The 17754-nt window shown below is 62.8% G+C and carries 15 protein-coding genes; 7 read left to right on the top strand and 8 right to left on the bottom strand.

Annotated elements, in window-relative coordinates:
- Positions 1-202: 202 nt before the first annotated feature.
- The 4 genes from E0L37_RS13295 to E0L37_RS13280 all read right to left on the bottom strand — a co-directional run bounded on the left by E0L37_RS13295 (position 203) and on the right by E0L37_RS13280 (position 5476).
- Complete coding sequence (locus tag E0L37_RS13295; RefSeq protein WP_133492211.1) at positions 203-706, bottom strand: disulfide bond formation protein B; 504 nt, start codon at positions 704-706, stop codon at positions 203-205.
- Positions 707-926: 220 nt separating this feature from the next.
- On the bottom strand, positions 927-2495 hold the full coding sequence (gene gshA / locus E0L37_RS13290; RefSeq protein ID WP_133492210.1) for a glutamate--cysteine ligase: 1569 nt from the start codon (positions 2493-2495) through the stop codon (positions 927-929).
- Positions 2496-2632: 137 nt separating this feature from the next.
- Positions 2633-4975: a Tex family protein gene (locus E0L37_RS13285; RefSeq protein ID WP_133492208.1), complete on the bottom strand. Its 2343-nt coding sequence runs from the start codon at positions 4973-4975 to the stop codon at positions 2633-2635.
- A gap of 138 nt (positions 4976-5113) precedes the next feature.
- Entirely contained in the window at positions 5114-5476 is a 363-nt protein-coding gene (locus E0L37_RS13280; RefSeq protein ID WP_133492207.1) for a PleD family two-component system response regulator, read from the bottom strand.
- A gap of 234 nt (positions 5477-5710) precedes the next feature.
- On the opposite strand from E0L37_RS13280, the gene ompR reads away from it, so the two are divergent.
- A complete protein-coding gene (gene ompR, locus E0L37_RS13275) occupies positions 5711-6421 on the top strand; it encodes a two-component system response regulator OmpR (protein ID WP_022996843.1) in 711 nt (236 codons plus the stop codon).
- Positions 6422-6715: 294 nt separating this feature from the next.
- Complete coding sequence (locus E0L37_RS13270; RefSeq protein ID WP_133492206.1) at positions 6716-8035, top strand: ATP-binding protein; 1320 nt, start codon at positions 6716-6718, stop codon at positions 8033-8035.
- A 227-nt stretch (positions 8036-8262) separates the two neighbouring features.
- Here the strand turns inward: E0L37_RS13270 and E0L37_RS13265 are convergent, their stop codons facing one another.
- A complete protein-coding gene (locus E0L37_RS13265) occupies positions 8263-9450 on the bottom strand; it encodes an MFS transporter (protein ID WP_133492205.1) in 1188 nt (395 codons plus the stop codon).
- 84 nt (positions 9451-9534) lie between these two features.
- Between E0L37_RS13265 and E0L37_RS21690 the strand changes: the two genes are divergently transcribed.
- Entirely contained in the window at positions 9535-9723 is a 189-nt protein-coding gene (locus E0L37_RS21690; protein WP_159661200.1) for a hypothetical protein, read from the top strand.
- Positions 9702-10190: a YcxB family protein gene (locus E0L37_RS13260; protein WP_133492204.1), complete on the top strand. Its 489-nt coding sequence runs from the start codon at positions 9702-9704 to the stop codon at positions 10188-10190. The genes E0L37_RS21690 and E0L37_RS13260 overlap by 22 nt, the downstream gene beginning before the upstream one ends.
- 19 nt (positions 10191-10209) lie before the next feature.
- Here E0L37_RS13260 and E0L37_RS13255 read toward each other — a convergent pair whose 3' ends face one another.
- The gene (locus tag E0L37_RS13255; protein WP_133492202.1) at positions 10210-11169 is read right to left on the bottom strand and encodes a hypothetical protein; all 960 of its coding nucleotides are present in this window, start codon (positions 11167-11169) and stop codon (positions 10210-10212) included.
- A gap of 116 nt (positions 11170-11285) precedes the next feature.
- Between E0L37_RS13255 and ilvD the strand changes: the two genes are divergently transcribed.
- Positions 11286-12962 carry a dihydroxy-acid dehydratase gene (gene ilvD, locus E0L37_RS13250; protein WP_133492201.1) on the top strand — a complete coding sequence of 559 codons (1677 nt, stop codon included), beginning with the start codon at positions 11286-11288 and terminating at the stop codon, positions 12960-12962.
- Between the two features lie 1351 nt (positions 12963-14313).
- Here ilvD and E0L37_RS13245 read toward each other — a convergent pair.
- Both E0L37_RS13245 and E0L37_RS13240 read right to left on the bottom strand, forming a co-directional pair.
- Complete coding sequence (locus E0L37_RS13245; RefSeq protein WP_133492200.1) at positions 14314-14754, bottom strand: carboxymuconolactone decarboxylase family protein; 441 nt, start codon at positions 14752-14754, stop codon at positions 14314-14316.
- Positions 14755-14776: 22 nt separating this feature from the next.
- The gene (locus tag E0L37_RS13240; protein WP_133492199.1) at positions 14777-15217 is read right to left on the bottom strand and encodes a carboxymuconolactone decarboxylase family protein; all 441 of its coding nucleotides are present in this window, start codon (positions 15215-15217) and stop codon (positions 14777-14779) included.
- A gap of 128 nt (positions 15218-15345) precedes the next feature.
- On the opposite strand from E0L37_RS13240, the gene E0L37_RS13235 reads away from it, so the two are divergent.
- Both E0L37_RS13235 and E0L37_RS13230 read left to right on the top strand, forming a co-directional pair.
- Positions 15346-16743 (top strand): PLP-dependent aminotransferase family protein, encoded by a 1398-nt coding sequence (locus E0L37_RS13235; RefSeq protein ID WP_133492198.1) that lies wholly within the window; start codon positions 15346-15348, stop codon positions 16741-16743.
- A gap of 182 nt (positions 16744-16925) precedes the next feature.
- Positions 16926-17720, top strand: coding sequence for a VOC family protein (locus E0L37_RS13230; protein WP_133492197.1), 795 nt, complete (start codon positions 16926-16928; stop codon positions 17718-17720).
- Positions 17721-17754 lie beyond the last annotated feature (34 nt).

The following is a 17754-nucleotide window of genomic DNA, read 5'->3' as shown; positions in this document are numbered from 1 at the left end:
AGGATCTCCCGGAAGTCCCTACCTCTGGACAAAGCCCGGAATCACGGCGCTGCGAACCTGGGGTGTGAAACGGAGGGATCGGCGGGAATGACCTGAATCAGGCCTGAAAGGCCCGCGTCGAGTGCCTCCCTGCAGCGTCGCGGCGCCTGGCCCGGAGGCATGAAGCCGGCGGCCAGCGAAAAGGGCCGCCGGCGGGAACCGGTCAGGCGCGTAACGGACGGAACAATTGTACCAGGGCGAACAGCAACAGTCCGGTAAACACCACCAGCGACCAGCCGGGGATGCTCAGGCCAAGAAAGGTCCAGCTGATCTCGGCGCATTCGCCGGAGCCGGAGAGCACCTGCGCCAGAACATCATGGAGCGGAAACACGTCGAGCATATAGTCCAGACCGGGACCGCAACCGGGCACTTGATCCGGCGGCAGGCTTTGCAGCCACAGATGGCGGATGGCGATGCCGCCCCCCACCAGGGCGGCGAGAGCCGTGAGCACGGCATAGATACGCACACCGATACTTCGCGGGCCGTGCAGGAACGCCACCAGCAGAATGGCCATTGCCGCGAACACGGCGACGCGCTGGAAGATACACAGCGGGCAGGGCTCCAGGCCATCCACGTGCTGTAAATACAGGGCGCTGGCCATGGCGATAACACAGGCCAGCAGGGCGAGCCCGTTGAGGGCCCGGGGCGAAGGCAGTTTGGACCACATCGATTTGATTCCTTTCTGGCTCAGGCTGGGCCTGGTTTATTTTTTCGAATCGCTGGCAGGCTGATTCGCGAGCAAGCTCGCTCCCACAGCGGCTCTGTAGCCCCTCCCTGTGGGAAGCTGCCTAGGTAGCGAATACTGTCCACGGATCGCGATCCCCCCTCAACTTCAGGGACATGATGGTATGGAGTGCGGGGCGGACACAATGGTTCCCGCGCCGCCGTCAGTCCTTGAAATAGGTGGCCAGATAGCTTTCGAAATCCATGTCGTCGGCGGTCTCCCAGGCGGCTTGTTCGGTCAGGCTGTGCCGGGCCAGCGTGGCCAGTTGCGCCTCGCGGTCGGCGTCCAGCGGCCGGGAGCGGAAGTGGTCCCTGTGGGCCAGGGCCTGGTTCATAGCGAACTGGAAGAAGGTCTGGTCGCGGCTTTCCAGCTTGTCCATGATCTGCCCGGATGGCGTGGCGTCCGGTTCTTCCACCTTCAAACGCTGACGCTGCAAGGCGTCGCAATAGTTGTTGCCACCGTGACAGCGGTCGAACAACTCGGCGATCGGCACCATCTGGTCCAGCTTCTCCAGCGCCCACTGTTTCAGGGTCACGCTCTCACCCCAGTTATTCAGAGCCACGGAGGTATCCCGGCCGTTGTAGACCACCTGACGCAGATTGTCCTTGCTGGCGTTGAGATCGCAGCTTTCCAATTGCGGAGAGGTGCGCAACAGGCAATAGGTGGCGAACAGGTCGAGGAAGCGGATTTCCTGCTGGTTGATGCCCACCGGTTCGAACGGGTTGAGATCCAGAGCGCGGATCTCGATGTACTCGACGCCGCGCCGCTTGAGCGCCAGGGTGGGGCGCTCGCCTTTGTTGATGGTCCGTTTGGGCCGGATCGAGGAGTAGTACTCGTTTTCGATTTGCAGGATGTTGGCGTTGAGTTGTTGATAGTCGCCTTTGGCATTCAGTACGCCGATGGCGTCGTAGGCCGGTTCCGGTGTTTTGATGGCGTGGGTCAGCGTCTCCACGTATTCATCGAGATTGTTGTAGCTGATCGCCAGGGAGGACTGAGCGTTGTTCTGGTAGCCCAGATCACTCATCCGCAGGCTGGTGGCATGGGGGCGGTAGAGGCTGTGGTCGAAGCGCTCCAGCAGATGGTGCTCGCGGCCGGCCAGGAACGACGCGCACAATGCCGGCGAAGCGCCGAACAGGTACACCAGCAACCAGGAGTAACGCTGGAAATTACGGGTCAGGTCAAAGTAACGCCGGGAAATGAAATCCTGCAGCGGCTCGTCACTGCCTTCCTGGGCCTGGTGCAACTGCCAGAACGATTCCGGGAAGGAGAAGTTGTAGTGAATGCCGGCGATGGTTTGCATCTTGCGGCCGTAGCGATGGCCCAGGCCGATCCGGTAAATATGCTTCATGCGGCCCACGTTGGAACTGCCGTAGTGGGCCACCGGCACCTCGCTGTCCTCCGTCACCCGGCAGGGCATGGAATTGACCCACAACAGCTCATCGCCGATGTGGCGGTAAGTGTAGCGGTGCAATTGATCGAGGAATTCCAGCGGGCTGTGCAGGTCGCTGCTGGCGGGCGTGATGAACTCCAGCAACGCTTCGGAATAGTCCGTGGTGATGTAAGGGTGAGTCAGGGCCGAGCCGAGCGCTTCGGGATGGTTGGTTTGCGCCAGGTTGCCATCGGTGCTGATGCGCAGGCTCTCTTTCTCGATGCCCCTTCGAATGCCCGCCAGGGTGCTGGCGGCGTCGGAGTCCAGAAGGGCCTGAATGCGTTGACTGAGCAGGTCGGTCATGGGGCTGTCCCATTCTTGGGGCGATGATCTGGGCGGCGATCAGGCGGTATCGGGCCGCCGCCCGTGTTGATGTTTTGTTACCGGCGGTGTGCCGCCGGTCTGGCCGGCACACCGCCCGCGGGCTGACTCACTGAAGACTAGCCGCGCTTCTTCTGTTGCTCCAGTGCTTTGGCGAAAGCCGCGCCCAGCGCGCCTTGCGGTGCCGCCGCCGGTTTGTTGCCGCCGCCACGCTGACGTTGGCCCCCGCCGCCACGCCGGCCTTTGCCCGCCGGTGCGCCCGGACTTTGACCAGCCTGACGCTCCTGATGGCGATCGTCCATACGCATGGTCAGGCTGATGCGCTTGCGCGCCTGATCCACTTCCAGCACCTTCACCTTGACGATATCGCCGGGGTTGACCACATCGTGAGGATCCTCGACGAATTTATCGGCCAGCGCCGACACGTGCACCAGACCATCCTGATGCACGCCGATGTCGACGAAGGCACCAAAGTTGGTGACGTTGGTCACCGCGCCTTCCAGAATCATGCCCGGCTTCAGATCGGCCAGGGTTTCCACCCCTTCCTTGAACTCCGCCGCCTTGAATTCCGGACGCGGGTCGCGGCCCGGCTTTTCCAACTCGCCGAGGATGTCGGTGACGGTGGGCAGACCGAAATGCTCGTCGGTGAACTCGACCGGTTTGACGCTCTTCAGGAACGGGATGTCGCCGATCAGGTCCTTGATCGGGCGGTCGTGCTGTTTGGCGATCCGCTCCACCACCGGATAAGCCTCCGGGTGCACGGCGGAACCGTCCAGCGGGTTCTCGCCGTTCATCACCCGCAGGAAGCCGGCGGCCTGCTCGAAGGTCTTTTCCCCCAGACGTGGCACCTGCTTAAGAGCATCACGATTGTTGAAGGCACCGTTCTTCTCGCGGAAGCTGACGATGTTGCCGGCTATGGTGCTGTTGAGGCCGGCGATGCGCGCCAGCAACGGCGCGCTGGCGGTGTTCACGTCCACGCCGACGGCGTTCACGCAGTCTTCCACCACCGCGTCCAGGGAGCGTGACAGTTTCACCTGGCTGACATCATGCTGGTACTGGCCGACGCCGATGGATTTCGGGTCGATCTTGACCAGCTCCGCCAGCGGGTCCTGCAGACGGCGGGCGATGGACACGGCGCCACGGAAGGACACATCCAGTTCCGGGAATTCCCGCGCCGCCAGTTCGGAAGCGGAGTACACCGAAGCGCCGGCCTCGGACACCATGATCTTCTGGATCGGTTGCTTGTCCTTGAGTGCCTTGACCAGCTCGCCGGCCAGCTTGTCGGTTTCACGGCTGGCGGTGCCATTGCCGATCGCCACCAGATCCACCTGATGCTTGACGCTCAGTTTGGTCAACGCCGCCAGGGACTGCGCCCATTGGTTTTTGGGCTGGTGCGGGAAAACCGTGGTGTGTTCCAGCAGTTTGCCGGTGGCGTCCACCACCACCACCTTGACTCCGGTACGCAATCCCGGGTCCAGGCCCATGGTGGCTTTCGGACCCGCCGGCGAGGCCATCAGCAGGCTCTTGAGGTTGCGGGCGAACACCTGGATGGCCTCTTCCTCGGCCAGTTCGCGCACGCGGCCGAGCAGTTCGGTTTCCAGATGGGTGTTGAGTTTGATTTTCCAGGTCCAGCGCATTACCTCGCCGAGCCAGTTATCGGCGGCACGGCCCTGATCACGCCAGCCGGCCACTTCACGAACCATGGCCACGCAGGGATGGGGTTCGGCGCTTTCCAATTCTTCCGGCAGCACCATGGCGACATGCAGCACGCCTTCGTTACGGCCGCGAAACAGCGCCAGAGCACGGTGGCTGGGAATGCTCTTGAGGGCTTCCTGGTGTTCGAAGTAGTCACGGAACTTGGCGCCTTCCTCTTCCTTGCCCTCCGCCACCCGGGACTGGATCTGGGCCCGTTCCCAAAGGAAGGTGCGCATGCGGGTGAGCAGTTCGGCGTTTTCGGCGAAGCGTTCCATCAGGATCTGCTTGGCGCCATCCAGGGCATCCTTGGCGGAAGCGATCTTGTGCTCTTCGTTGAGATAACCGGCGGCTTCGCCCTCCGGGTCCAGGCCAGGATCGTTCAGCAGAGCATCCGCCAACGGCTCCAGGCCGGCCTCGCGGGCCATCTGAGCGCGGGTGCGGCGCTTGGGCTTGTACGGCAGATACAGATCCTCGAGCCGGGTCTTGGTGTCCGCCTCGCGGATCGCCTTCTCCAATTCCGGAGTCAGCTTCTCCTGCTCGTCGATGCTCTTGAGGATTGCCTCGCGGCGCTCCTCCAGCTCGCGCAGGTAGCGCAGCCGCTCTTCCAGGTTCCGCAGCTGGGTATCATCCAGTCCGCCGGTGGCTTCTTTCCGGTAGCGGGCGATAAACGGCACGGTGGCCCCTTCGTCCAGCAGGGCCACGGCGGCGGTCACCTGTTGCGGCTGGGCGTTGAGTTCCTGGGCGATGATCTGTTCGATGCTCTGCATGGGTATTCCTGGATTGCACGCTGATCCGCATCACGCCGGCGTTTCCGGCACGTATATAAGAAACGACCGGAATCATAGGGAATGACTCCGGTCGTTCATAGATTGACTTGCCCGGATGGCTGTGGTTATCGCCGAAGATCAGCGCAATACCCGGTCGATTTCCGCCAGTAGCTCCGCTTCCCTGGGAGGCTTGACGATGTAGCCGGAGGCGCCCTGGCGTTCCCCCCAGACCTTGTCGGTCTCCTGGTCCTTGGTGGTCACCAGGATCACGGGAATGCCTCCCAGATCCGCATCCCGGGTGATCTTGCGGGTGGCCTGGAAACCATTCAGTTCCGGCATCACCACATCCATCAGAATCAGGTCCGGCCGTTCGCTGCGCGCCCGTTCTATGCCTTCCACGCCGTTCACGGCGGTGATCACCTGATGCCCCTGTCCCTCGACGATCCTCGCCAGGTTGGTGAGCTGGGTGGGTGAATCGTCCACCACCAGTATCTTGGCCATGCGTGTTATCCCCCCTAAAAACAGCACGTCGTGAAAATGATAGCAGTCCGTCCGACAAAGGTAAGCTGATGAAAAACGTCAGCCGGGTGCCGTTTCCGGGCAGGCCGCGGATCGGCACATCGGGTGTCGACAGTAATCTTTATATACAATCTTAATCATCGTAAAACTTGCCCGCCGTCACAGTGACGGGTATGAGACGGGTCATTCGGCAGTCAAAACGATTCGGGAAGCCTCATGAGCGAACAAGTGGACAAGATTCTGGTGGTGGACGACGACGCCCGCCTGCGCGGCCTGCTGCAACGGTTCCTCGAGGAGCAGGGCTACGCGGTGAAAGCGGTGGCGGACGCCGAGCAGATGGACCGGGCCCTGTCCCGGGAGATCTATTCGCTGATGGTTCTGGACCTGATGCTGCCTGGCGAGGACGGCCTGTCGATCTGCCGGCGCCTGCGCGAGAGTGAGAACGACCTGCCGATCATCATGCTCACGGCCAAGGGGGATGACGCCGAGCGCATCGAAGGGCTGGATGCCGGCGCCGACGATTACCTGCCCAAGCCATTCAATCCGAAGGAGCTGAGCGCGCGTATCCGCGCGGTACTGCGCCGTCACGTACGCGAAGTACCGGGGGCGCCAAGCAAAGCGGAAGGCAGTGTGGACTTCGGGCCCTGGACGCTGGACCTGTCCAGCCGCACGCTGAGCCGTGATGGTGAGCCGCAGGCGTTGACCACCGGTGAGTTCGCCGTGCTCAAAGCGCTGATCCAGCATCAGCGGGAGCCGCTGACCCGGGATAAGTTGATGAGCCTGGCCCGGGGGCGGGAATGGTCCGCCATGGAGCGTTCCATTGATGTGCAGGTGTCGCGGCTGCGCCGCCTGCTGGAGGAGGATCCCTCCAAGCCCCGCTACATCCAGACCGTATGGGGCGTGGGTTATGTGTTCGTGCCGGACTGACATCATTCGCTTACACGCATCACGTCGGCGCGCTAAACTCAAATCCGGTTTACGAGCCCTTGGAGATATGAATTCAGGCCGGTATGGGCGGCTCGTGAATCACGGCTGGCGGATCAATTTTCGCGGCTTGGGCGCCCGGTTCGCTTCCCACGGAGAGCGCTACCAGGCCGCTGTGGGAAGCTGCTTTAGCAGCCAATGGAGTCTTGCGTGTTAGCGGTCTGTTCCCGTTCCCACAATGGGCACTACGAAGCGGCCGTGGGAGCGGCTCGCGAGCTGTGATTGGAATGAGACCCTATGCCCAAACTTTACCCCCGCACCGCCTTTTTCCGCGCGGCCCTGATCGTCGGGCTGGTAATCGGCCTGAGCCAGGCCATCACCCTGTGGTTTTTTGCCCGTAACGCCTATCTTCCGGGTATTCGTGAGTACGCCCGTCTTACCGCCCTGCAAGCGGAACTGATCTTCGAGGAGGGCGCCGACAGCGACTTTCTGGAAGAGCGCCTGGGAGCCACCACCGGTATTGGCGTGGGAACGCCACCGAGTTTGCGAGAGCCGGACAGCCTGTTGCTCACGCGGCCGGTGGTGAATCAGTTCGGTGACGAACTGGCGGGGTTGCTGGACGAGCCGGTGACGGTTCGGCTGGAAGACGCCCGCCAACCAGTGTTGTGGGTCAACGCACCGTCGTTCGAAGGCGCCTGGCTGCGCGTGCCGATGGTGTTCTTCCGCGACTATGACCGCTATCTGTTGCTGGGTTGGGGGGTCACCGTGCCGCTGCTGGCGGTGATCGGTGGCTTGCTGATTGCCCGTAGCCTGAACCGGCCGCTGCGCCGGCTGGCCCGGGTCGCCCTCAAAGTCGGCCGGGGGGAAGCGGTGCCGGTGCTGGACGATACCATCGGTCCCACCGAGATCCAGGCGGTGAACCGCGCCTTCAACCGCATGACCCGGGATCTGCAACAGGCGCAGCGGGACCGGGCTTTGCTGCTGGCGGGGGTGTCCCATGATTTGCGCACGCCGCTGACCCGGCTGCGTCTGTCCGCCGAGTTCCTCGACGACGAAGAGCTGTCCCAGGGCATCATCGCCGACATTGAGGACATGGACGCGATTCTCGAGCAGTTCATCGCTTTCATTCGCGACGGCGCCGACGAGCAGCCTTCCTATGAAAGCCTCAACGCGTTGATCGAGGAAGTGTGCGGCAAATACCCGGCGGAGCAGCTCCGTATCACTCTGGCCGAGGTGCCGCGCCTGATGCTCAAGCGGCTCACCGCCAAGCGCATGCTCACCAATCTGATCACCAACGCGCTCAAATACGGTGCCGCGCCGGTGGAGATCCACACCATAATGGATGACAACGCAGTGTTGCTGATCGTCCGCGATCATGGTCGAGGGGTGCGCGAGGAAGACATCCCCATGCTGTTGCAGCCGTTCTCTCGTGGCGAGAAGGCACGCACGCTCAGCGGCAGCGGCCTGGGCCTGGCCATCGTCAAGCGCATCGTCGACATGCACCATGGCCAGATGGCGCTGGACAATCACCCGGAAGGCGGCTTGCAGGTGCGTATTCGCTTCCCGGTCACCGGCCAACTGGTGCAGCCGGAGACGCTCTCCGCCGGGGTGCGGTGAACCGGAGCTGGTGACGTCAAGCGCCATCCATGGGCCACCGCCGTTGAAGAGCCGGCTTGCACGCAACACGGCTACTGCCAAGGCAACGGGCTTCCCACGGATTGGGCTACGAAGCCGCTGTGGGAAGCGGCCTTGGCCGCGAATGCCTCCGGGCCGTTGACCATTCGCTTGCAAGCAAGCTTCCCACAGCGGCTTCGTGGTTCGGTCTGTGTGAAGCGGTCGGGCGGTTAATGGTCGGTGGCCCGCTCCACCGCCTGGCCGGCGCAGAACACCAGCAGGCCGCCCAGAGCCAGAGCGGTGCCCACCAGTCCGGTGGTGGACCAGGGCAGGTCGCCACGGGTGGCGACGCCGGCCAGCCAGGCGCCGAGGGCGTTGGCCAGGTTGAAGGCGGCGTGGTTGAGGGACGCGGCCATGGTCTGGCCGTCTCCGGCCACATCCATCAGCCGCGTCTGCAATGCCGGCCCGAGCGCCATGCTGGTGCCCACCAGACCCACGAACAGCAGCCCCCACCACATTGAATTGGCGGCCACGAAGAACAACCCCTGAATCACCGCGCACCAGATCAGAATGCCGGGGATGGATTTCATCAGGTTGCCATCGGCGGCCCGGGCGCCGGCCAGGGTGCCGAGAATGGTGCCGATACCGAAGATCGCCAACACCAGCGGACCCAGAGATTCGTCCATGCCGGCTTGCTCGGTGAGGGTCGGCATCACATAACTGAACACCGCGAACATGCCGCCGAAACCGATGCTGGCGATGCCCAGGGTGAACAACACCCGATGTTTGAGCAGCGCGGACAGCTCACGTAGCGGACTGGCGTGCGGGTCCACCGGTTGCGCCGGCACGAACAGCCTCACCATCAGAGCGGTGAGCAGGGCAATGGCGCCGACCCCGGCGAACGCCACTGGCCAACCGAACTGATTCCCGGCCCAGGTGCCCAGGGGCGCGCCCAACAGGATTGCCACGGTCAGGCCGGTCATCACCCGGGCCACCGCCCGTGCCCGTTGATGGAACGGCACCGCCGATGCCGCCACCAGGGCGGCGACGCCGAAATAGGCGCCATGGGGCAGGCCGGCGATGAAACGGAGCGCGATGAAGGACCAGAATCCCGGCGCCAGGGCACTGGCGAGATTCCCCAGCGCGAACACCAGCATCAGAATGATCAGTAGGGCCCGCCGTGGCACCCGGGCCGCCAGAGTGGAAATGATCGGCGCACCCACCACCACGCCCAGGGCATAGCTGCTGATGGCATAGCCCACGTCCTGCGGGTCCACCTGCAGATCCAGGGCGATCCGGCTGAGCAGGCCCATGATGACGAATTCCCCGGTGCCGATGCCAAAGCCGCCCAGCGCCAGGGCCAGCTCGGCGATGCGGGGGTGCCTGGCCATGGCGGCCTTGCCGGTTTGGGTGGACATGGACGCTCCTTGCCGCCGTGCGGAAAAAACAAAAAGCCGCCGGAGAAGCCGGCGGCCGGGAATGAGGTAAGGAAGGACGCTATTGTGACGGAATTATTCCTAAACAAAAGAAAAGATTTTGTTTATGGCATTGATGAGAAAAGCCAATGCCCTGATGGTGACGATCGCGTCGCGATTTCACCGCGCCGGGTGCGGATTCGCATCGTGAATCCGGTACACTCTGTGTTCATCAATGTGAGGGAGGCGCCGCCATGGAAGCGCGGTACACCATAAGCGAAGACGATTATGTCCGTGCCGCCGGATTGTTTGCCCGGCCGACGCCCAGGGCGAAGGTGGTCTACGCATTGGTACTGGCGGTTCTGGTGGTGCTGGCGCTGTTTGGGCCGCCGGTGGTGCGGGCCGGGGCGATGGGCGGCCTGATCGGTGGCGGTGTGACTTTCCTGCTGCTGCGGTTATTGGTCGCGCCCTGGCTTTCACGGCGCCATTATCGGAGCTACAAAGCGATTCAGGAACCCACCACGATGGCCCTGATGGACGCCGGGATCCGCTTCGAGGCGGAGAGCGGCACCGCCATGGTCAGCTGGGACAAGATACGGAAATGGCGCCATAACGACCGCTATATTCTGATCTATCCGATGCCGCGCTTGTACTACATCGTGCCCAAGGCGGCGACCGGGCCCGGATTCGACCCGGCGCTTCTGATCAAGGCGTTGAGCGCCCGGGTTGGCGAGGCGCGCTGAATCCCGTTGTCGGCGAGCCCTAGCCACCGAGCATCCGGAACAGCGGCGGCAAACCGAACGCCAACAGCAGACTCACCGCCAGACCCAGCATCGCTTTCATCGCATCCGACATCACCACGCGCGCGGTTTCCCGCGTCGAGGGGGTGAACATGTGCATGGAGATGGCGAATTCCCGTCCGGCCAGCAGCCCCAGGAACACCCAGGTGGTGGACATGGGAATGCTGCTCATCTCCTTGAATACGAACAGAATGATGGCGTAGATGAAATCGATGATGGTGGCGGCCCGGATATCCACGGTGCCGGTCTTGGTGGTGACGATGCGCTGGATGGCGCCGCCGGCGGTTTTGAAGATCCAGGCGTGCAGAACCAGCAGCACCAGGAGTGATAAAAAGAACTGCTGACCATCCAGCTCCCGCGGCAGGTAGGCGTAGATGTTGGCCAGATCCTGGATCAGCCACTGGCTCCACAGGAAACCGGTGGAGGCCCATTGCAACGCGATCCAGTAGGCGGGCACGGGGTTGCCGTAGGTGCGGTCGAAATACTCGGTCAGATGCCGGATCACGAACCGGTAGGTGAACAAGGCGACGACGAACGCCACGGCGTACCCGAGCCCGGACTTGCTCAGCATCGACTGCACGTTGCCGGCGGCGAATACCGACAGCACCAGAAAGGTAGTGCTTACCGGTATGCCGTAGCGGGTCAGAATCAGGATGGCCAGCGGTGGAATCACATAAAGCCAGGTGATGCCCTGTTCGGGCATGGGGAATTTTTCCAGACGGCCATAGGCCGGATCCCCGCCGTGACTGAACCATCCGTACAGCAGCACGATTACCAGAATGGCGCTGGCGAAGGCCCACAGTAGCCACCAGGGGCGGTGATGGTTCGAGGAGATAAAGGTACCCAGGGTTTGGATGGCGTCGTTGGCGACAATCGAATACGCCGCCAACAGGAAACCCGCTACCATCAGAATGTCGCCCATATTCCCGTTCCTTGTGAATGAAGTCCGTCAACCAGCCTGTGCCTGATTGTTTACGACTCTATGACGTGGCGGGAAAAGCGTTATGCTGGCATCAGCTCGTGATCAGGAGAACAACGATGACTGAAGACAAACGCCGCCGCTATTCCGCGCCGGTGGTGGACGGTATTGCCAAGGCGCCGAGTCGGGCCATGTTGCGTGCCACCGGGTTTACCGACGAGGACTTCCAGAAACCGCAGGTCGGCATCGCCTCCACCTGGAGTCGGGTGACACCCTGTAACATGCATATCGACGGTCTCGCCCGCGAGGCCGGTGAAGGCGCTGACGCTGCCGGTGGCAAAAGCGTGATCTTCAATACCATTACCATCTCCGATGGCATCGCCAATGGCACCGAAGGGATGAAGTACTCCCTGGTTTCCCGCGAGGTGATCGCCGATTCGATCGAAACCGTGGCCGGTTGCGAAGGCTTCGACGGGTTGGTGGCCATCGGCGGCTGCGACAAGAATATGCCCGGCTGCCTGATGGGACTGGCGCGACTTAACCGGCCGTCGGTGTTCGTTTACGGCGGTACCATCAAGCCCGGTCCCGGGCACACCGATCTGATTTCCGTGTTCGAGGCGGTGGGGGCCTACACCAAGGGCGACAAGCGTCTGATCGAGGTGGAGCAGGTGGAAAAGGTGGCGGTGCCTGGCGCCGGCTCCTGTGGCGGGATGTACACCGCCAACACCATGGCCAGCGCCATTGAGGCCCTGGGCATGAGCCTGCCGGGCAGTTCCGCGCAGAACGCCGAATCCGCTGACAAGCTGGCCGACTGCCGGGCCGCTGGCGCCGCCGTGCTGGATCTGTTGGAACGGGACATCAAGCCCAGCGACATTTTGACCCGGGAAGCGTTCGAGAACGCCATCACCGTGGTCATCGCCCTGGCCGGTTCCACCAATGCGGTGCTCCATTTGATGGCCATGGCCCACACCATCGGCGTGCCGCTGAGCCTGGAAGACTTTACCCGCATCGGTGAAAGAGTACCGGTGCTGGCGGACGTGCGCCCCAGCGGGCATTACCTGATGAGTGAACTGGTGGCCATCGGCGGCATTCAGCCACTGATGAAAACGTTACTGGAGGAAGGGCTGCTGCACGGTGACTGCCTCACCGTCACCGGCCGTACCCTGGCGGAAAATCTGGCCGGGGTAGCGCCCTATCCCGACGAACAGAACATCATTCGCGCGCTGGATAACCCGATCAAGAAAGACAGCCATCTGCGTATTCTCCACGGCAACCTGGCGCCGACCGGCGCGGTGGCCAAGATCACCGGCCATGAAGGCACCCACTTCAGTGGCAAGGCACGGGTATTTTCCTCCGAGGAAGAGGCCACCGTTGGCATCATGGAGGGCGCCGTGGTGGCCGGCGACGTGGTGGTGATCCGCTACGAAGGCCCGCGCGGTGGCCCGGGCATGCGAGAAATGCTGACGCCCACTTCGGCGATCATGGGACGTGGTCTGGGCCAGGACGTGGCGCTGATCACCGATGGCCGTTTTTCCGGTGGCAGCCACGGTTTCGTAGTGGGCCACATTACTCCCGAGGCGCAGGAAGGCGGTCCCATTGCCCTGGTGGAGGACGGTGACGAAATCGTCATCGACGCGGAGAGCAACACCATCACCCTGAAAGTGTCCGAGCAGGCGATGATCGAACGTCATGCCCGCTGGCAGGCACCGGCACCGCGCTATACCCGCGGAGTGCTGGCCAAGTACGCCCGCACCGTGGGTTCGGCTTCCCGGGGCGCGGTGACCGACGGCGACTGAGCGGTGGAAGAAGAGCCGGACGCCGGACGCTAAAGTCAAAACCCGGGGCTGAGGGCATTGCGGAAATAAAAAATTGCCGGGAGCAATTTTTAACGTTGCTGCGCGACGGCCCGAAGGGTGACCGCCATGGACGGCGGTCATAAAAAAGGTTCCTCGCGGTTTAGCGGGAAGGGTCGCTCCGGCGGGGGGCTCCCGCATTGCCCGGTTACCTCGAAGACCTCCCTTCAGAGGGGGCTACAGCGCCGCTGTGGGAAGCTTGCTGGCAAGCGAATCGCCAACGGCTCAGGGCATTCGCGGCCAAGCGGAGCGCCGCCCGGGCCGCTTCCCACAGCGGCTTCGTGGCGGATCCGTGGGAGCCCCGCTTGCTGACGAATTCCGGCCCTCTGGTGTTGGGATATTCGCTTGCCAGCAAGCTTCCCACAGCGGCTTCGTGGCGGATCCGTGGGAGCCCAGCTTGCTGGCGAATTCCGGCCCTCTGGTGTTGGGATATTCGCTTGCCGGCAAGCTTCCCACAGCGGCTTCGTGGCGGATCCGTGGGAGCCCAGCTTGCTGGCGAATTCCGACCCTTTGGTGTTGGGATATTCGCTTGCCAGCAAGCTTCCCACGGCGGCTTCGTGGCGGACCTGTGGGAGACCAGCATGCTGGCGAATTCCGGCCCTCTGGTGTTGGGATATTCGCTTGCCAGCAAGCTTCCCACAGCGGCTTCGTGGCGGATCCGTGGGAGCCCAGCTTGCTGGCGAATTCCGGCCCTCTGGTGTTGGGGTATTCGCTTGCCGGCAAGCTTCCCACAGCGGCTTCGTGGCGGATCCGTGGGAGCCCAGCTTGCTGGCGAATTCCGACCCTTTGGTGTTGGGATATTCGCTTGCCAGCAAGCTTCCCACGGCGGCTTCGTGGCGGACCTGTGGGAGACCAGCATGCTGGCGAATTCCGGCCCTCTGGTGTTGGGATATTCGCTTGCCAGCAAGCTTCCCACAGCGGCTTCGTGGCGGATCCGTGGGAGCCCAGCTTGCTGGCGAATTCCGGCCCTCTGGTGTTGGGGTATTCGCTTGCCGGCAAGCTTCCCACAGCGGCTTCGTGGCGGATCCGTGGGAGCCCAGCTTGCTGGCGAATTCCGACCCTTTGGTGTTGGGATATTCGCTTGCCAGCAAGCTTCCCACGGCGGCTTCGTGGCAGATCCGTGGGAGACCAGCTTGCTGGCGAATACAGCGGCTGGTAACCCCTTCCGGTTACAGACCCGTGCCCATGATTGAAGCGCCGTGGCCCGCTAAACCGCGATGAACCATAGAAAAGCGTTTTAGTGCTTGCCAGGGCGTTGGGTCTGGTTTTGCATTATCGGCGTCTGGCGTCCAACTCAATCCGGCGCGCGCCGGAATCCCACACCGAACCGGTTGAGCATATTGATCACGCCGATCACATAAGTGAGATCGGTGCATTCCTGCTCGGTGAACTGATCCGCCAGCGCCTGGTAAAGCGCCTCGTCATCGTGGCTGGCGTCGCTGAGGCGGGTCAGGTGATCGGTCCAGGCCAGGGCGGCCCTTTCCCGTTGGCTGAACCAGGGCGCTTCGTGCCAGCCTGGCAGGGTGTCCAGCACTTCGTTGGGAATGCCTCGGTTGCGGGCGTCCGCGGCGTGCATGGACATGCAAAACAGACAGCCATTGATCTGCGAAGCGCGCAGCTTCACCAGTTCCACCAGGCGATGTTCCAGGCCGGTGGCATCGATGACTTTCTGGGTGGCGAACACCGCCTTCATGGTGTCCGGTGAGGCGCTGTAGAAATCGAAGCGGGCTTTCATCTTTTCCTCCTCAACAAGAGCGTTATTCCGGCTGGTGACGGAAGCCGACATTGAACCGGTTCCACATGTTGATGACACCGATGGCGTAGGTCAGATCGGTGCGTTCTTTTTCGCTGAAGTGGGTGGCCAGATAGTCGTATTCCGCCTCGTCGTCATGATGGCCTTCGCCGAGGCGGGTGAGGCGTTCGGTCCAGGCCAGGGCGGCCCGTTCCCGTTCGCTGAACCAGGGTGCTTCACGCCAGCCGGACACGGTATCGAGCACTTCATTGGGCACGCCGGCGGCGCGGGCATCACGGGCGTGCATGTGGACGCAGAAGGCGCAGCCGTTGATCTGCGACGCTCGTATCTTGATCAATTCCAACAGACGGTGATCCAGGCCGGTATTCTCGATCACTTCCGAGGTGCCGAGCATGGCTTTCATGGTGTCCGGCGAAGCGGTGAAGAAGTTGATACGGGCTTTCATGATTGCTCCTGTTAAGCAAACAGGCCTGTTGAACAGGCCGGATGGCAAAGAGGTTGAAAAGCCGGTTCAGATTAGGGCTGAATTGGAAGGCTTGGCAGATCCAATTTGAACGGTTTTGGGAGACCAATTTGCAAATCCATTTACCGCTGAATGGCTCCGGCACGGTGCCCCAGCGGCTCTACCGCGACCTGCGCTCGGCACTGGTGGAGGGCCGTCTGGCTCCCGGCCAACGGTTGCCACCCAGCCGTGCCTTGGCGGCGGAGCTGGGTATTGCCCGTCAGGCGGTGGTGGATGCCTATGAGCGTTTGGTTGCCGAGGGCTTCCTTGAAGCGCGCCGGGGGGCCGGAACCTTTGTTTGTCGGTTGCCACCAGTGGTGACCGGAGAACAGGCGGAACCGGGAGTGGGGCCGGGCTGTCATTGGCGTCCGTTACCCGTATGGGGAGACCGGGAGGCGCCGCGCCGCTATAACTTCTCCGGTGGCGTGACCGACCGGCGTCTCCTGCCGCTGGCGGATTGGCGGCGGGCAGTGATGCGTGCGCTGCGCGAGGAGGCCCGCGACCGCACCCTGCAGGGCGAATGCCAGGGGGACATCGGTTTGCGCGAAGGGATCGCCCATTATCTGGGTTACAGTCGCGGTTTGCCGTGCTCGGCGGATGACGTCATGGTCACCCAGGGGGCCATGCAGGGAATGGATTTGCTATCCCGGGTACGGATCGCGCCGGGGACGGTGGTGGCGGTGGAGGAACCGGGCTATCCGCCGGCGCGCTGGGTGTTTGAATCCTATGGTGCCCATGTGGTGGGAGTGCCGGTGGATGAACAGGGGCTGTGCGTGGACCAGGTGCCGGAGGCGGCTTCGATGATCTATGTGACGCCATCTCATCAGTTTCCCCTGGGTATGCCAATGACCCTGGAGCGGCGGCTGCGACTGCTGGATTTCGTTCGCGGGCGCGACGTGCTGATCGTCGAGGACGATTACGATGGCGAATTCCGCTTCGACGGCCGGTCCCTGGAAGCGCTCAAGAGTCTGGACCGGCACCAGCAGGTGGCGTATCTCGGCTCGTTCTCCAAGGTGCTGCATGCGGATCTGCGACTCGGCTACATGATCATGCCGAAGGGGCTGCAACCGGCGCTGCGCCAGGCCAAGAGCCTGACCGACGGGCGTGCCCCCAATCTGATGCAAAAAGCCCTGGCCAATCTGATCCAGGAGGGCGCTTTCGTCCGCCACTTGCGTCGCATGCAGAGGCTTTATCAAGGGCGCCGGGAGCGATTACTGGTGGCGCTGGCGCGGCGGCCGGATCTGTGGAACTGTTTGCCCCAGGTGGCCGGCATTCATCTGGCGCTGGCATTCCGGGAATCGGTGGACAAGCTGGAAGCCCGCTTGCTTGGCGCGGGCATCAACGCGGAAGATCTCGGTGACTTTTACGCTTCGTCCGAAGGGACGAAGGGACTGTTGATCGGCTTCGGTATGATCGATGACGAAGATATCGACGTCGGCGTACGCGCGCTGGCGCGGGCCTTGTCGTAACAATCCGCGTTGATCTCGCGCTCATTCCCGGGCTGCCCCGGGATCCCTTCCGGGGGGCGCGTCACTTCATGGAGGGCGATGCCGGATCAAGTCCGGCATGACGGTTTTCAGGTCTTTGGGTTTGGCGTGTCAGCATGCCGGCGTGTTGATCGTCGGAGTCCGTGAATCAAGGAGAACAATCAATGACCTATCTTCGCTTCCGTCAGTTGTGTTTGGTGGCCAGCCAGTTGGAACCGGTGGTGGAGGACCTGGCCGACGTTTTCGGGATTCAGGTGTGCCATCGGGATCCGGCGGTGCAGGCGTTCGGCCTGCATAACGCACTGTTGCCAGTGGGCAACACCTTCATCGAAGTCGTGGCGCCGACTCGTGAGGACACCACCGCCGGCCGTTTTCTACGGCGTCGGGGCGGGGACGGCGGTTACATGGTGATCCTCGATACCGACGATGTGGACCGCTGGGGGCCTCATGTGGATGCGCAGGGCGTGCGAGTGGCCGCTTTTCTTGGCCATGGCGATTATCGGGGCATGCAGTTGCATCCCAAGGATCTGGGCGGCACGTTGCTGGAAATCAACCACACCCGCTACGGTGAATCCCTGGACGGCCCCTATAACCCGGCGGGACCGGACTGGCAGAGTTTCGTTAACACGGAGCGGGTGCAACGCATCGTCGGTGTCGAACTGCAGGGGGCGGAGCCGGAGGATATGGCGCGTCGTTGGGGGAGCCTGTTGCGCCGGCCGGTGGAGAACAGCGGAGAAAGCAGTGGCGGCGGCCAACAGGTGGTCTTGGATAATGCCTATCTGCATTTTGTCGCTGATCGGGATGGGCGCGGTGAAGGGCTCAGTGGCGTGGATATCCTGGTGAATGATCTGGAGGCGATCAAGGCGCGCGCTCTTGAGCGGGGCCTGCCGGTGGATCAAAGTCAGGTCAGCATTGGCGGCGTCCGTTTCCACCTGGTCCATTCCGAGGGCTTGAACTGATCGGTTGGCGCAAGGCCGGGATCCAGGGTGGCGT

The sequence above is a fragment of the Alcanivorax sp. 24 genome (genome assembly GCF_004360225.1).
Classification (GTDB): Bacteria; Pseudomonadota; Gammaproteobacteria; order Pseudomonadales; family Alcanivoracaceae; genus Alloalcanivorax; species Alloalcanivorax xiamenensis.
The sequence above is the reverse complement of the archived record's forward strand: the minus strand, read 5'-3'. Positions and strand labels throughout refer to the sequence as shown.

What these genes read in the sequence shown, in the direction of transcription:
- E0L37_RS13230 (WP_133492197.1), top strand. Translation starts at nt 16,926, where the DNA reads ATGACCTATCTTCGCTTCCGTCAGTTGTGTTTGGTGGCCAGCCAGTTG.
- E0L37_RS13255 (WP_133492202.1), bottom strand. Translation starts at nt 11,169, where the DNA reads ATGGGCGACATTCTGATGGTAGCGGGTTTCCTGTTGGCGGCGTATTCG.
- E0L37_RS13240 (WP_133492199.1), bottom strand. Translation starts at nt 15,217, where the DNA reads ATGAAAGCCCGTATCAACTTCTTCACCGCTTCGCCGGACACCATGAAA.
- E0L37_RS13280 (WP_133492207.1), bottom strand. Translation starts at nt 5,476, where the DNA reads ATGGCCAAGATACTGGTGGTGGACGATTCACCCACCCAGCTCACCAAC.
- ompR (WP_022996843.1), top strand. Translation starts at nt 5,711, where the DNA reads ATGAGCGAACAAGTGGACAAGATTCTGGTGGTGGACGACGACGCCCGC.
- E0L37_RS13285 (WP_133492208.1), bottom strand. Translation starts at nt 4,975, where the DNA reads ATGCAGAGCATCGAACAGATCATCGCCCAGGAACTCAACGCCCAGCCG.
- E0L37_RS13295 (WP_133492211.1), bottom strand. Translation starts at nt 706, where the DNA reads ATGTGGTCCAAACTGCCTTCGCCCCGGGCCCTCAACGGGCTCGCCCTG.
- E0L37_RS13260 (WP_133492204.1), top strand. Translation starts at nt 9,702, where the DNA reads ATGGAAGCGCGGTACACCATAAGCGAAGACGATTATGTCCGTGCCGCC.
- ilvD (WP_133492201.1), top strand. Translation starts at nt 11,286, where the DNA reads ATGACTGAAGACAAACGCCGCCGCTATTCCGCGCCGGTGGTGGACGGT.
- E0L37_RS13245 (WP_133492200.1), bottom strand. Translation starts at nt 14,754, where the DNA reads ATGAAAGCCCGCTTCGATTTCTACAGCGCCTCACCGGACACCATGAAG.
- E0L37_RS13265 (WP_133492205.1), bottom strand. Translation starts at nt 9,450, where the DNA reads ATGTCCACCCAAACCGGCAAGGCCGCCATGGCCAGGCACCCCCGCATC.
- gshA (WP_133492210.1), bottom strand. Translation starts at nt 2,495, where the DNA reads ATGACCGACCTGCTCAGTCAACGCATTCAGGCCCTTCTGGACTCCGAC.
- E0L37_RS13270 (WP_133492206.1), top strand. Translation starts at nt 6,716, where the DNA reads ATGCCCAAACTTTACCCCCGCACCGCCTTTTTCCGCGCGGCCCTGATC.